The 15186-nt window shown below is 47.3% G+C and carries 7 protein-coding genes and 1 pseudogene; 4 read left to right on the forward strand and 4 right to left on the reverse strand.

Going from position 1 to position 15186, the window contains the following annotated elements; translation table 11 throughout:
- Nucleotides 1–85: 85 nt before the first annotated feature.
- Entirely contained in the window at nucleotides 86–412 is a 327-nt protein-coding gene (locus H6G07_RS25725; protein WP_073611270.1) for a hypothetical protein, read from the reverse strand.
- A gap of 38 nt (nucleotides 413–450) precedes the next feature.
- Here H6G07_RS25725 and H6G07_RS25730 point away from each other — a divergent pair.
- Nucleotides 451–1434: pseudogene (locus H6G07_RS25730) on the forward strand (transposase).
- A gap of 76 nt (nucleotides 1435–1510) precedes the next feature.
- On the opposite strand, the gene H6G07_RS25735 reads toward H6G07_RS25730, so the two are convergent.
- Nucleotides 1511–3172 (reverse strand): ISL3 family transposase, encoded by a 1662-nt coding sequence (locus H6G07_RS25735; protein WP_073611273.1) that lies wholly within the window; start codon nucleotides 3170–3172, stop codon nucleotides 1511–1513.
- A 353-nt stretch (nucleotides 3173–3525) separates the two neighbouring features.
- Here H6G07_RS25735 and H6G07_RS25740 point away from each other — a divergent pair, with 353 nt between their 5' ends.
- From H6G07_RS25740 to H6G07_RS25750, 3 genes are all read left to right on the forward strand, one after another.
- On the forward strand, nucleotides 3526–3708 hold the full coding sequence (locus H6G07_RS25740; protein WP_139297225.1) for a hypothetical protein: 183 nt from the start codon (nucleotides 3526–3528) through the stop codon (nucleotides 3706–3708).
- A 371-nt stretch (nucleotides 3709–4079) separates the two neighbouring features.
- A complete protein-coding gene (locus tag H6G07_RS25745) occupies nucleotides 4080–6941 on the forward strand; it encodes an MAC/perforin domain-containing protein (RefSeq protein ID WP_073611274.1) in 2862 nt (953 codons plus the stop codon).
- 12 nt (nucleotides 6942–6953) lie between these two features.
- Nucleotides 6954–10172, forward strand: a complete 3219-nt coding sequence (locus tag H6G07_RS25750) for a peptidoglycan-binding protein (RefSeq protein ID WP_073611275.1) — start codon at nucleotides 6954–6956, stop codon at nucleotides 10170–10172.
- Between the two features lie 398 nt (nucleotides 10173–10570).
- Here H6G07_RS25750 and H6G07_RS25755 read toward each other — a convergent pair whose 3' ends face one another.
- The gene (locus H6G07_RS25755) at nucleotides 10571–10747 is read right to left on the reverse strand and encodes a hypothetical protein (protein ID WP_171973122.1); all 177 of its coding nucleotides are present in this window, start codon (nucleotides 10745–10747) and stop codon (nucleotides 10571–10573) included.
- Nucleotides 10748–10808: 61 nt separating this feature from the next.
- Nucleotides 10809–15182 (reverse strand): P-loop domain-containing protein, encoded by a 4374-nt coding sequence (locus H6G07_RS25760; RefSeq protein ID WP_073611276.1) that lies wholly within the window; start codon nucleotides 15180–15182, stop codon nucleotides 10809–10811.
- Nucleotides 15183–15186 lie beyond the last annotated feature (4 nt).

Here is a 15186-nt window from a genome sequence, read left to right on the forward strand (position 1 = left end):
CCTGAATTGGATCCGGTCTCAGCAATGACCCAAGGGGCAGAGAGTATTGCTCTCCCGCCTATCTAGCTGTCGTCATCGGACACGTTCAGTGTCGTCTAATACGTGGCGATTGGCCAGTGGAGTGACTCGTCCGAAACGGTTCCACGTCAAACAAGCTCTGCACCTGAAACTCAGGCTCTTCAGTGGCTGGGGCATTAGCCACAGATTCAGGTTCAGGCGGTGATGCTTCCTCTAAAGCGAGGGCAGGCGGTTGATGGGGGTGGATGGCGATTGCCCCCTCCCCCTCTGCAATCACCACCTCCCCATGCTGGGTCAGCCTGTCCAAGTACTTGTGCAAACTCTGCACCGGGAACCCTGCCACTTGTACACGTCCGAGTTCCTTCACCCCAGACTCCATGCTGGTGCCAATCATCTCCAGATGCTGGGTTGCAGTGCAGCTACTCCAGAGCCATGGATTGTCCTCACTGCCAAAGCCTCCAGGTCGTGAAAAATGGGCGGGAATCGCTCTCAGAGGGTGTGCTGCTGCAGCGATATCGCTGCAACGACTGCGGCAAGCGATTTATTGAGCGCACGGCACCCCGATGGCCTGCCTCCGAGCCCCCAGTTCAGTAGTGGCCACAGCGTTGAATAGCCGCACCGAAGGGATGGGAGCGCAGGCGGCAGGCCGCACTTTCGGTAAATCTCATTCAACGATTCTGCGCTGGGAAGAGCGCCTGGCGAATCAGGTTGATGCCTGGTCGCCCCCAGCACCAGGAGATCGAGAAGTGACGCTAGAAGGGGATGAAGTGTACACTCGCGTCGGCGAGAATCGTCCCCCCCGCTAGCTCAGAAGGATGGACAATCCACTTTATCGAACGCAGCAGTCGCTACTGGGTCTCGGCCCAGGCTGGTCATAAGGACGAACTGCTGTTTCAGCGGGGAACTCAACAGGCCTGGCAGTGGGCACAAGCGTGTCCTTACATTCGCTGGTTCACTGACGGTGAGTGTCGCTATGCCAAAGCGTTGTGGGACTTGGCCAGTGTCTATCTGGCGCTCCGCAATTGTCCGGGGGCCTACCGCACTCGAAAAGTCTGGAGAGAAGGACTGGAAGTGGCGATGAAAATCACAGGGTCTCAAGGCCAACGGCGTGTGGTCTGGGTTAAGACAGAGCATCCGCTTACGGCCATTAGCCCCGTGGCGGAGGTGCATGCGAATCACAATGAAGCTCAAAATGCGGCTCTGAGACGACGCTGTAGCGCCTATCGTCGGCGTCAGAATCTCTATGCCAAGACTCGCTCAGGGTTACAACGAAGTTTGGAGGTCCAGCGGATCATCCACAATTGGGTCAGACCGCACTGGGGATTGGGGAAACAGACGACTCCGGCGATGGCGATAGGCCTCTGCTCTCGCCCCTTATCGACCCAAGAAATCCTTTGCATGAGAGGGGTTTATTAGACGACACTGAACGTGGGCTCTTCCGAGCTTTTGGTGAAGCCGAGAAAACGATTGCTGCCTTACGTTGAGCTTGCTGTTATGCAGCCATAATGAATCGCTTGGCGAGTAGCTCTAAGTTAGCCCTGCCGTACATCTGGCGCTTCAGCATCTTCAACTTGTTGTTCAAGCCTTCGACAGGGCCGTTGCTAACCTCTGTCATGAGGCTAGCTTTGACCGCAGCATAGTCATCAAATAACCCTTTGGCAAACGTTTGCAACGGTTTGAGCGCGCAGCGTGCTGCCTTTAGCAACCAGTCATCGAAGGCGTCTGCCTGCCGTTGTCTTAACAGTTGCAAGAACGCATCGGCCAACACAACCAGCTGCGATAAGTCCGGATGCTGCTGGACGACCCGCTCGAGTAGATCAGTCTCTTCTGCCTGACGATTGTCTGGCTTGAGTACGACCAAGTAGGCGGCTTGACGCGGCGTGAAGGGTGGCGACTGTGGGTCAACGACTTTTGGCAACGCTTGGGCGACTTTAATCCTCACTGGCGGTAGACCCTGAGCTTCGCGCAGCCCGCTAAGGTAGCGCTGTACGGTACGAAGAGAGCCTTCAAAGCCACAGGGTTTGAGCAATTTCATTAGGAGGCTAGGCTCCCTAATACCCGAGTTCCACCAGTCTAAAAGCTGTGGTTTGTAGGGATCGAGTAGACTGCGCCCAAACGTAGGCCGGCGAGGGGGTATTTCTGGAAAGTCTGGCAAGGTGCTGTAGCGTTCAACGGTCTTGAGGCTAACGCCTACCGTCTGAGCAATCGCCGTTTGAAGCCATCCCTGTGCTCGCAAGGACTTGATAGTCTTCTGTTGGTCTATTTTTCGCTGTTGGTTCTGGTGTATTTGTTGCTGCGACGTCTCCGTAGCGGTTGGTTTTGGCATAGCCAAGACGGTCTCTTCAGGAGCATCTGCAATGGCAATTTGATGCTGTGATTGTTCAGCCGCTTTTAGCTCACTGCGGTAGCTACCAAACGCTTGCTCTAAGGTTTCACTCAAGTTCTTGACCAAGTGAAAGCGATCTGCGACTTGTATGGCCTCCGGTGCGCCTTCAGTCATCGCACGTTTGTAGGTTTTGGAGCGGTCGCGGGAGAGCACTTCTATACCAAGGTGGGCCTGGAGCCACTCGACCAGGGTTTCTGCCTTACGGTCTGCCAGCAGGGCAATCGGTTGATGCGTTTCCAGATCAACCAAGATAGTGCCGTAGTTGTGGCCTTTGCGGAAAGCAAAGTCATCGACGCCCAATACCTTGGGGGTTGTCACGTCCGGCAGCGGCAGTTGCTGAAGCTGGTTCATCAGGGTACTGCCGCAGGCCGCATAACCCAAGCAATCACCTAATCGAGCCCCTGCGGCACCCCCCAGCGCTAAGCCAATTGACTGCAACCGCTGTATCAATCGCACGGTCTTTCTCGCCCAAGGGGCGGCCACTTCCGGCAGGCGTTCGGTGAAGATGCGGCGGCGACACTCAGTATTTGGGCAGAAAAACTTACACACTTGGAGAATCAGTCTAAGCCTGAAATGGACACAGGGTAGGTCAGCTAACGTTCGCTCATAGTGGCTATGGATACGGTGAGTCAGACCACCGCATAGCGGACAGGGGATTATCGCTTGTGTAGAGGAGAGAGTCAGCAAGAGGCAATCGCCTGACTCAATGGTGTAGCTTTCCAAACGGAACAGACTGCTACTGGGCAACAGAGCTTGAAGAAATTCCATCGGCAGATTACTGAAAGGGGCGATTTACAGTTTCCTCACTAGCTCCCGGCTTCACCAAAAGCTCGGAAGAGCCCTATGTACTTGACATTTGATAGGGGTTCAATGCATCTCCCGTTAACAAACCAGTGCTCTTTCTAGATTTCAGACCATTGGCTACAGCCCCTGCTTTACAAGGGTCACAGAGATTTATCCACTCTTAAGAGGCCAGTCCCTAGCCGTCTAAGTTCAGGCTAGGGCCCTCCAAATCTGTCTGGAGTGTTGTCTTTAATTGTGAAAACCAAATCAGTGCTCTGTTTCAAGACCTATGTGCTTGAGCTAGAACTGAGTTCACCTTCCAATAATTTTTTACAACTATGAATCCAGCTACTCTAGCGTTTGCCGCTGCTACACTGTTCTTCTCCAAATTACTAAAAGAAGGTGGAAAAGCTTTCGGTCAAGGAACTGCTGTTTTAGCAACTCATCTCCCTCAAAATAAAAATGCTATGGCAAAAATCCAAAATGCCAGCTCTAAATCAGGCGGCAAAACCTTAAATTAAAATAAAGACCGGGAATGCTTCACAAAAAGTAGTGTATAAAAATTTACATTGATTGACGTCAATAAATAAACGGAATATCTTTGAATAGTAGAATTTTATTTATGTATGAAATTCTACTACTTTCCAATTTTACCCGGTTCAGCTTGGGGTCTGTAGTTTTCTCTAGAAAGCAACTCCTCTTCTGGAATTGGGCAAGGTTTGGATCTCAATAGTTTCAATGGTTTCGAAGTTGACGAAAGGCTTGAGTTAGATCTTAATTGTATTCATGTCGAGGAAGCTCAGACCACACATTTTCATCTCACCTCACGCTCCCTGTAAATTCCATCAAGTCGGCTTAGTCTACCCCTTTTTCTGTTCAGCGTGAATCCTTAATGTATAAACGTTGGAGAGTTTACAGTACCTTCTTAACTGGGTTTCTCATCGGCCTGTCTTACACGCTAATTCTCAGTGGCTTACCCCCTTCGAGTCCTGACACTGAAGTTTCAAAAGCATTCGGCTTACTAGATTGGCAAGTCTTAATTCTTGCGTTTTCCGGCATTATGGGCGGTGTGATTTATTCCATTGTGGTAGATGGCCATGTGGAAATGCCCCGGTTCGTTTCCAATAAGGGAGACACATTTCAGGCAGGTCTATTCGGCGACATTTTGCTGGGCATTGCAGGGGCTTTTATTTTGGAGGCATTGCTGCCTTCAAGCTTGATGAACCCCAATGCTGAGCAACCAAGCAGTATTCCCCTGGCGGCCACCGGTATTATCGGAGGTTACGGTGGTAGAGCAATTTTGCGCTTTGCTTTGAACCGTTTCTTCAAGTTGAGTGGAGAATTACCCAAAGCAGTCGATTTTACGACCGTTGTTGAATCAGACGCAGAAGAGTCCCAGACGGCATCTGAGCCAGCGTTCCAACTCATCACACAAATTGATAACTACATCCGCACTAGGGCCACTGAAGCTGAGCAATCAGTACTCATTCAAACCCTTACAGAATTATCTGGCGAAACTCGAAGACAGGTGTTCGAGGCCCTGGTGGATTTACGACAACAAGCACCAGAGCTTGCGTTAACTACAGAGCAACGGCAACGAATGATAACGGTTCATGAGCAACTCTTGGCCCAAGAACCTGAGAAACACAAAAGCCTAGGCGAAATGGCCCTGCTGTACAGAGACTTAGATCCGCCTGATTATTCAAAAGCCCTGACGTGTCTAGATCTAGTCATTACTCTGCGGGGGCCATTGACTATTGGTAAACCTTGGCAGTATGAGCTGAACCGTGCTGCAATTCGTATTTTGCAGGCCAGTCGGACAACCCGAGTCCCTGACTTTTCTCCTCCTGTACAGGAGAACATCATTGCTGATCTGCTGGCTATTGCTCAAATTTACAATCTGGAAACGATTTTGCAAGCGGCAAGAGAGCGACAGATCCCCTCACCCGTTGAAGATTGGCTACGCCTTAACCAGGCCTATCTCACCACCCGCAATGATACGCGCACCGTATCAGAAGCTGTCAGCCGAGTTCTGGGGCTACAACCTACAGCGCTTGCTATGGAGGAAACTCAAAGCACAACCATAGGCAGTCTTGATGTGGGGTCAACAGAGCTACCTCTACCGACTCCGACAATTACCTCTCAAACCGTAGATGCTGCCACAGAAACTGGTGAATCGGTAACAGACGGGCAAAAGCCTTTCGCTGAAAGCAATTTGGCAAGTACCACTGTTGGTGAAATTGGATTTGAGACTACTTTCCGAGATCCAGTCCCTAATCCTGAGGGAGAAACCCTTGAGGCCATTTTCTATTCTTTGGGTAAATGCTACGACATTCTTTACCTAGACCCGTTTGACATTAGTGGGACTGGTAAGGATCATCGTGTCTTTGATTTCTATCCGGGTGAGGCTGAGAAAGCAGAAGATGAGGGAGTCCAGTTCTTAAAGCCCAAGGGAACTCAATTTACGCCTATTTCCTCAGGGGGCCACAACACGAGTGAACAGACAAAGGTTCTATACACAGAAGCTGATATCCAAAGGGAGTTTGGTGGTTCAATAAGCGGTCTGGTAGCAAACCTGTTCGGGCTGTTTATGCCTTTCAGTCTTTCAAAAAACTATCAAAGCCTCAGACAAGAGCGGAGACATGAAAAAAGCATCTACGCATTCACCAAGGCCGAATATCTTGACTTTAGGCTGGGGCTACCCCCTGTTGGATTGAAATTTCCTCCTGACTCATGGAAAAGCTTGCATCCTAACCAAGACTTCGAACAGGCTGTTAGCTTGTTACCTGTCAATGACGATTTAGTAGCCTACAACACTTTTATCCAGGAATTTGGCACCCATATTGCGACTCAAGTAGATTTTGGTGGTTTGGTTTATCATAAAATCCGTCTCAATGAATCAACCTATGCCTCTGTTGTAAAACGAGGTGGAAATTTCGAGGCTGAAGCAGCAAAGATGTTCAAAGCTAGTTTTTCAAAAGATGTTGAAAAGAGTCGCTTTGAAGAAATAAGAGACCATTCCGAAGAACTTAAGTTTTGTGGCGGCAACTGGCAGGGTAACAGAGATGCCTGGTTTTCAACAGTTAAGGATGACCCAACCCCCGTTAAATTAGAGCTTTTGCCACTGTATAAGTTATTGACCCCTAAGTTCTTTCCAAAAGATAACCAAATCCTACAAAAGCAGAACTTGCTCAAAGAAGCCACTAAACAATACTTAGAGCAGCAGTCAGAACAGCCTGAATGGGAGTTATGGCCCAGCGTTACTGCTGGAGGTGGGGGGGGAGAGCCTTTTGCTGACATTGAGGTTGGGCCTCACACCCTGGAAACTAATCAGCAAAGATATCAAGATGCCAATGTATCAGAAATTAAAGTATGGGTTGGTGCTTGCATTGATGGGGTTCAACTCGTTTTGGATGGCGACGCATTGCCCTCATCAACCCATGGTGGTGAAGGAGGGCAATTAATGACCTACAAATTAAACCCTGGTGAGTATATCAGGGGGGTTGAGGTAACGACAGGAACAATGAAAACGGTTTTTGTTACGAGTGGGCCTTATATTACCTCAATTAAATTCATTATTGAAGGACGCTCACCCTGGATTGTTGGTCATCATAATTCAAGTGAAGCTATTACTCTAGATATTCCAGAGAATTATCAGGCCGTTGGTTTCCACGGTAGATGCGGAAAATATATGGATAGCCTTGGAGTTATCTCTATTCCAGTGAAAGATTTGAGTCATCAATTAGAAGCTTAGGAGTTCTGAATCATGGATGATAAGCAAAAGAAAACTAGACTGATTATATGGGAGCAGTATCGTGCAGCCTCCTACCGGCGATGGCGCGTCTACAGTACGTTTTTGACGGGCCTAGCCATTGGCTTTCTTTTTGTAGTCATCCTCAGTAATAGTCCAGACAATACGACAACATTTGATGCCTACGTTAATCCAGAGACACTCGTATTATTATTCTCCGGCATTTTGGGTGGAGTAATTTACACCATCCTGGTTGACGGTCATGTAGAAATGCCCCGATTTGCGGGAAACAATGGCGATCAGTTTGAGGCAGGCCTCTTTGGCGATATTCTATTGGGAATTGCTGGTTCAGTCGTAGCATATTTTTTATTATCCGGTACTCCTTTTTTTGAAGAAGGCGGAGATAATATCACAATAAAAATTGCGGCTCTCGGGATTATTGGCGGTTATGGCGGTCGCGCTATCTTAGAGTTTGCCCTCAACCGCATGTTCTCTGATATGAATGTGCTGGAGGAGGACCGACAGAAATATCTAAAAGTGGCCTACCAGCAAAGGGCTGAAGCCCAGGAAGGGCTCAAAATTATTGACCAGCTGAACCAGCATGTTCAAACTGGACTATTAAACAGTGAGTTGGCCGAGCTGACAGTTGCGATTCGGCAAGCCCCAGCCAGCGTAAGAAGGCAGGTTTTTGAACTGGCTAAGGATTTTCGCCAAACAGCCAGTTTGTCAGAAGTGGCGAAGCCCAGAGTTGCCAGAACCATTCCTGTTTTTTATGCATTGACCGAAGTCGAGCCCGATAACCACCGCTACTATGCTCAATTGGCCTATGCCTATAAAGACTCGGGATCGCCGGATTTACTTAAAGCGATTCAATACCTGGATAGGGCAATTGAACTTCGGGGTGAAGATGTTCAGGAGGATTTCTGGAAGTATGAACTCTGTCGAGCGATTACCCGCATTCAGCAAGAACATAAAAATAAAGGAACCTACGACTTTGACACAGCCGTTAATGACCGCATTATCGCGGACTTGCTAGCGGTTGCGAAAATCTACAACCTTGAGAATATTCTAAAGGCGGCAGAGGAGAAAAATATTCCGGTGCCGGTTTGGGAGTGGATGAGAGCTAATCAGAAGGCTTTAGAAGCTCGTGACGATACTAAAGATTTTGTCGTTAAACTCTCAGGGCCTGAGGCAGTTAAACCAGGAAGCCCTACCAAGACTTCAGCTGAGGCGGCTGATGGTACTGATCATAGCTATGAGGCATGGATGATAGCTGTACGGGATACCTGGCTGAAGAAGTTTCCTGATCAAACAAGCTTACTTTCAGATGATGAAAAGCACTTTTGCCCTGCTGGAACAAAATATCCAGTTGAGAGTTATGAAGTAGCTCCGAATAATCACTACGTTGTGAGGTTAGGTCATGGTGCTGGAGAGTGGTACATCTTCGATACTGATTTCGATAATCATTGGGATAGAAGTTGGGAAAAATCGACTTATAAAACTTCACCCAAAAAATCAGACAGTCAGAAAAGACAGAATAAAAAACTGAGGAATACAACCGATGTTCCCATTGTTTTCGACAAGCCGTTTCCGGAATCTCAAGTAAGTTCACCTTATAAAAAATATTTCAACAAAATAATGGGTTCTCTTGCTGTGACAGGAGGATTCATGGAGCCCTCTGGTCATGGATATAAAAGTCAGTATCGCAAAGCCATATATAGAGATGGAGTGCTTAGGACTATTAAGCCAGGGAACTATAATATTGGATTTGATTATACTCAGGGATTCGGCAGTAAAGTAATTTGCATGTACTCAGGCAAAGTTCATAAGGCACAAATGGAAGGGGCTTATGGTTATAGAATTCACATCAAACTAGATATTCCGTTTACTTATCAAGGGAAAGAATATACCTGTTTTCAGGCTTATGCCCATAACTCAAAGTTGCTAAAAACTGTTAATGAAAGGGTTAATCAAGGAGATGCTATTGCTTTAGAAGCAGGTCATAATGGTAACTCTCCTCATGGATACGGATCGCACGTTGATCTTGATACCTATTGCGATATAAACGGTGAAAAGGTACATATAAATTTTGAATTATTGGCAGGAGACTTATCAACAAGTGACTACATCGAGAAAATAGATATACTTGAAAATGGTTCTAGAGGTTTAGATGTTCGATGGCTACAACAGTTATTAAAGATAAAGGATGATGGCAACTATGGCTCTAAGACCGATACAGCAGTCAGAGAATTTCAGCAGAAAAATCCAGACTTAAAGGTTGATGGGATTGCTGGAGAAAACACTTGCAAGAAATTAGGGCTTAATGGTTTTGCAATTTATTCAAAGAAAAATGGTGTATTAATTAAACCTGACTTAGCAAGCTTTCAAGGGTTGCCTATACCTGATGGAGATGGCACGCTTCCGTTAGTTGCTCATTCGGTTGAGGTTGGTGACGATGAAGACTACTGGTATGTAGAACTGAAAGAATCACTTGGAAATATTAATAGTGGCTATGTTTATAAGGAAGATGTAGAAATTGTCAAAGGATATGATTTTCCTATCAAGACTCTCACTACTGATGGAAAGCGTGAATCTACTAAAGGTACATCAACACTTACTTTAGCTAGCCAGAGCTCTAAAATACTTTCAGATTGGAAAGCTGTCTTGAAGAGTTGTGATACAAATGGTTGTAAACGAGCAACTTCAGAACCAGAAGGCATTAACCAACCAGGCATTGAAGCGAGCCATGAAATAGCACGTCGTGATATGGTTCATCTAAATTCCGAGCGTTTGAATAGCATTAATTTAGTGTCGAAAAAGTTCAACGTTCCTAGAGAAATTGTTGCTGCTTTGGCAAGTCGAGAAAGCCACCTCGGGAGTATTTTGGGAAAAGGTGGTAACAAGCCTGGCTGGGGAGATAACAACCATGGATGGGGTATCTTACAAGTCGACAAAAGGCACCATAATCTTAGAGGCCTTGATAGTCCCTTCTCTCAAGCTCATGTTGAACAGGCAATAGAAATTTTTAGTACATATCGAGATCAGATTGCGCTTAAGCATCTCAGTTGGTCTGATGAGAATGTATTAAAAGGTGCATGTGTTGCCTATAACTCCGGAGTCACAAACGTCCAATCTATAGCCGGAATAAATGATGGAACTACTCACGATGACTATGGTGATGATGTGATTGCTAGAGCCCAATTCTATTTGACAGCTCTAGACTCTATCGAATAGTTTTCTTGATATAGCATAAGGGAAAATAGATGCTGACAACCTGTGAAGTTGGGGATGCGATCGCTGACTTGACCTGTGATGCTCATGCCTGATTTAGGATTGAGGACTGGCATGATTAAGTGAATGGAATAGTTGAGCGATCGCGGTACAAAAGCCTCATCTGAATCGTGCCATTCTCAATAATGCTTGAATATCCTGTCTAGTGTTGGTGGATGAGCGATCGCTCTTTCGGTCGGTGCAGCTATAGGAAACTTGACCTTGCTGCGTATAGCTTAAATTATAAGTAGGTGGGACGAATTAAACGTCAAATAGGCTAAGCATCTGTAACCCTTGCCAATTGAGGCTTTCATCGATTGTGAAGAAGCCGAGCCATCTTATAAATGATTGAGCCTTGCTACTTAACTAGCCTGGTTGATAGGGCGATCGCCATATGAGTCGAGTGACAAGGGGCGATCAATGTGGAGATCTCGATTAGATTGGTAGAATTTGTAGAGTTGTACGTGAGTGAGGGGCGCGATCTCCAGAAACTTGACTACCAGGGGAGTGTTTTGGGTTTGAATGAGAACCGTAGACATGGAGATGACTCTACGTCATACGATGCGCTTAAAAAAAAATTCTTACAAGGAAACTGAGTGATTAAGGCCACCACTTTGCGACATCTTGAATAGCTTGAGCCGTATCTGCTGCTGCATCATCATCTAAAGCAGCAATTACAGGCACTAGGGCTGCTATGTCGCTGAGCAAGTTATGTCGAGTTCGGTCTGAAAGAAAATGTAGTAAGTCCTTCCAAAGGCCGGAGCAATTTGATTCATTAGCCAGCGAAAAAGCTATAGACGTTAGTGCTTCGATACGATAGCGCTTCTCCTGAATGGCTTGGGCGGCTTTGACAGATTGGTGGATTAGCTCTGAAGGTAGGTTATGAGCTATCGACATCAATGCCTTGTTAGCAGCGGGTTCAGTTTGAATGGCTAATAGGGCTTCCACTGCTGAGGGAAGTAGCTCTGGGGATAGTTTATGAGCCAGAGCAGTCAATACCTTGGCACGAAAGAAATCATCCCTAATGGCTAGTGCAGCTTCTAGGGCTTTAGGGAGTACTTCAGGCAGTTTATCAGCCAGAGCAGTCAATACCTCGGCACGATGGAAATCATCTCGAATGGCTAGTGCAGCTTCTAGAGCTTTAGGGAGTGCTTCAGGCAGTTTATCGGCTAGAGCAGTCAATACCTCAGCACGAGAGAAATCATCCCGAGTGGCTAGTGCAGCTTCTAGGGCTTTAGGGAGTGCCTCGGGTAGCTTACCAGCCAATGCTGTTAATATCTCAGCACGAGCATACTTGTCCTGAATGACTTGGGCAGCTTCTAGAGCTTGAGGGAGTAGCTCAGGAAGTTTGCTAGCTAGGGCTATTAATGACCTTGCATGAGAGTACTTGTCCTGCATAGCTTGGGTAGCTTCCAGGGCTTGGAGGATTAATTCCGGAGAAAGTTTGTTTACTAACGCCCCCAACATTCTGGCACGAGGGTAATCACCCTGGATAGCTAGGGCGAATTCTAGGGCTTGAGGAATTAGCTCTAAAGGCAATTTATGAACCAACTCCTTCAATGCAGTGTCACCAGCGGGTTCGTACTGGATGCCTAGTAAAGCTTCTAGAGTTGAAGGAAGCGTCTCTAATGTTAATTTATCAGCCAGCGCTGTCAATGCCTCCATGCGATCGCGATCACCATGAATGGCTAGTGCAGCTTCTAGAGCCGGAGGAAGTGCCTCAGATAATTTATCAGCCAGTGCCGTCAACACCTTGGCACGGTTGTTCTCAAACTGAATAGCTAGTGAAGCTTCTAGGGCTTGGGGGAGTACCTCGGGTAATTTATCAGCCAATGCCGTCAACGCCTGTGCACGATATTCGTCATTCTCGATAGCTAGCGAAGCTTCCAGGGCTCGGGGAAGTAGCTCTGGTGTTAGTCTATCTGCCAGTGCCGTCAATGCTTCGACACGAGTGAGATCACCCTGAATAGCTAGTGCGGCTTCTAGGACTTGGGGGAGTGCCTCTGGTAGCTTGTCTACTAGCGCTATAAGTGCCCTGACATGAGAATCTCCATACTGAGTAGCTTGGGCAGATTGGACAGCCTCCAAGGCTTTAGGAAGTAACTCCGGTAATTTATCGGACAATGCAGTTAATGCTTCGGCACGAGAGAATCCATCCTGTATGGCTTGAGCAGATTCTAGGGCTTGGGGGAGTAGAGCCAAAGGCAATTTATCAGCCAGCGATGTCAATGCTACGTTACGGAAGTACCTATCCTGGAAAGATGGTAAAGCTTCTAGGGCCTCTTGAAACATAGCTAGAGGTAGTTTGTCGGCCAGTGCCACCAATACCCCAGCGCGAAGGTCTTTACGCTGAGTGGCTTGGGCAATTTTTAGAGCTTCGGGGAGCAACTCAGGCAATTGCATTGCCATGCCTATCAGTGCTACAACACGAGCCTCCTCGTTCTGAATAGCTAGGGCGGTTTCTAGAGCTTGAGGAAGTGCCTCAGGTAGTTTATTGGCTAGCGTCACCAATATTCCAGCACGATATCCCTTATTCTGGATGGTTAGGGCGGCCTCTAGGGCTTGCGGGAGTAGCTCTGGAGTCAGTTTATCGCCCAGTACCATTAATGCTCGGGCACGAGAGTCTTCTTCCTGTATGGACAGAGCAACTTCTAAAGCTTGAGGAAGTAATTCTGGGTGCTTCTCGGACAACGCAGTTAGGGCTTCGGCACGAAAGCCATCATCCTGAATAGCTAGTGCAGCTTCTAGAGCTTGAGGGAAAGCTTCTATGTGCTTGTTGGACAGGGCCGTCAATGCTCGGGCACGAGAGTCTTCATCCTGTATGGACAGGGCAACTTCTAGGGCTTGGGGAAGTAGCTCTGGGTGTTTATCAGTTAGAACCCTCAATGCATCGGCACGCCAATAGTCAGTCTGAATGGCTAGTGCAGCTTCTAGAGCTTGAGGAAGAGCCTCGGGTAATTCATCTGTCAGTGCCGTCAGTGCCTTAGCACGATATTCCTCATCCTGAATGGCTAGTGCAGCTTCTAGAGCATTTGGAAGTAGCTCTGGCATCAGTTTATTTGCCAGTGCTGCCAGTGCCTCAGCACGAGAGTAGCTATTTTGGATGTCTTGAGCAGCTTGCAGTGCAGATTTTAATATTTGATGTTTCAATGGATCGGAATTTAGTAGTGGCTCAGCTAACGCCGTCAGACTCTCAGATCTTGTCTTTGGATCATTAATTTGATGAGTGTATGCCAAGGCTTTAGCAGGTTTCCAATATTGATGTTTAACCAGTGCTACCATCAACGCAGGTGGAATTTCTGCCAAGCTATTAATCGAAGTCTTCATCAATGCATAGCGACACTGTAATCCAATACTATTTTTGGTTGGGTGTTCAGACACCTTATCTGCTTGAATCCATGCCATTTCTACATCAGCTAGAAAACCTGCTGTGTCCCCAAAGCTGTCTTTAGCATCAAACCAAGCATTACGTTGGTTTGTCGTTTCAAATACTAACAAGTCGTGGAGTTCTTGAACACGCTTTCCCCTGACTAAATGCTGTGCAAGATGCCGCAATCCATATGGATTAATCTCCCTCAAATCTTGCCAATCTTTAGACTCTTCTTTGCAGTATTCAATAATATTGTCATGCTGTTCTTTAGCATCACACCAAAAGTCATGATTGTGTTTTCTATCCAACAAATACTCTCGTAGTGACTGATGAAAAATGGTGTAGAGTTTTTGTCCCTCATCATTCTCTACTTCATCTAGGAACTGGTGCAAAATAGCGATCGCACTTTCTACCTGAGGCACACCTTCCACTTGGTCAGAAGCAACCTTTGCAAACTTCGCTAACTGTGCTGAGCTAATTGCTTCCTGAGTGATCGTGAGTGTTCCTAGGAGTGGCTGATAGAGATTAATCCACTTGCGAACCGAACAGCGATGGCGGAGGAAGCGTTGATACACTTCATAGAGGTTTTTGGGTAGGGCAGACAGTTTTTTTAGCGATAGCTCGCCTGTGCCAATCCCATCCATTACCAAACGGGTATAAAGATAGTTGCCGTTGGAAAGATCCCTGACTTCCTGTACCAACGCTTCAGCAGAAAGCTGTGCCTGTTCTAGCCGAGCCTGAAACTTAGCCTCTGGTTGGTCAAGGGTTTCTCGTACTCGTCTAGTTACATACTGCTCAATGTCAGTCAGGTTCTCTTCCAGCAACTTCTCTAGCTCGTAGTGCTTCAATGACTGAAACTGGAGTGCAGTATCACTTCCTGGACGCGCTTTCAAGATTCCCGGACGTGCGGTCAGGATAAACCGAATCCAAGGGGGCAGATCGTTGGCTTGAGACAATGCTGCTAGCAAGGTTGCTACGTTGTCCCGTCCGGTAGTGGTGACGGCTTCATCCAGCGAATCGATCAGAAATACTTTTAGTGTTGGGAGTGTTGCCCTCTCTTCTTCGGGTAAGTCTTTATAAATTTCCGGGAGTTCTGCTAGGGGAGCCTGAATCAGCAACCGCAGTTCTTCTCTGGGGTCAAGATCTTTCAGGTTTTCGATGTAAATTCCTGTGACCTGGCTATTACTCAGAGTGTCAATATTGATATTGACATCAATGTTCAAATGCACCTGCTCAAGCACTTTGTTCAATGCTTTCCCGTAATGGGGCAGAGTTTTCCCCAGTTGCGCCGCGATCGATCGCAGCACTCGTCCCGGTCTCACGGTTTCCACATCCCCGGCTCGACAGAAGTGATACGCCGCTAGTTTGCCCTGTTCTTCATTTCCCGGCTGCGTCTGCCAGCGCTTGATTAGTTCCGCCACGATCGCACTTTTCCCTACTCCCGGTTCACCCGTCAGCAGATAAAACTGCTCGTTACCGTTTTCCAGCCAGGGTTCGATGTGCTCCTCGAACAGCCATTCTCGCCCAGTGAAGCGATCGGTGAGGCGATCGATGTAGCGGGTGAAGTCAATAGGGGCGAAACGATTCAGGAAAGAGGTGACCATAGGG

The sequence above is a fragment of the Phormidium tenue FACHB-1052 genome, assembly GCF_014696675.1.
Taxonomy (GTDB): Bacteria; Cyanobacteriota; Cyanobacteriia; order Phormidesmidales; family Phormidesmidaceae; genus Nodosilinea; species Nodosilinea tenuis_A.

Excerpts from the sequence above, each read along its gene's own strand:
- H6G07_RS25755 (WP_171973122.1), bottom strand. The coding sequence starts at position 10,747 with ATGTCTACGGTTCTCATTCAAACCCAAAACACTCCCCTGGTAGTCAAG.
- H6G07_RS25760 (WP_073611276.1), bottom strand. The coding sequence starts at position 15,182 with ATGGTCACCTCTTTCCTGAATCGTTTCGCCCCTATTGACTTCACCCGC.
- H6G07_RS25725 (WP_073611270.1), bottom strand. The coding sequence starts at position 412 with ATGATTGGCACCAGCATGGAGTCTGGGGTGAAGGAACTCGGACGTGTA.
- H6G07_RS25750 (WP_073611275.1), top strand. The coding sequence starts at position 6,954 with ATGGATGATAAGCAAAAGAAAACTAGACTGATTATATGGGAGCAGTAT.
- H6G07_RS25735 (WP_073611273.1), bottom strand. The coding sequence starts at position 3,172 with ATGGAATTTCTTCAAGCTCTGTTGCCCAGTAGCAGTCTGTTCCGTTTG.
- H6G07_RS25740 (WP_139297225.1), top strand. The coding sequence starts at position 3,526 with ATGAATCCAGCTACTCTAGCGTTTGCCGCTGCTACACTGTTCTTCTCC.
- H6G07_RS25745 (WP_073611274.1), top strand. The coding sequence starts at position 4,080 with ATGTATAAACGTTGGAGAGTTTACAGTACCTTCTTAACTGGGTTTCTC.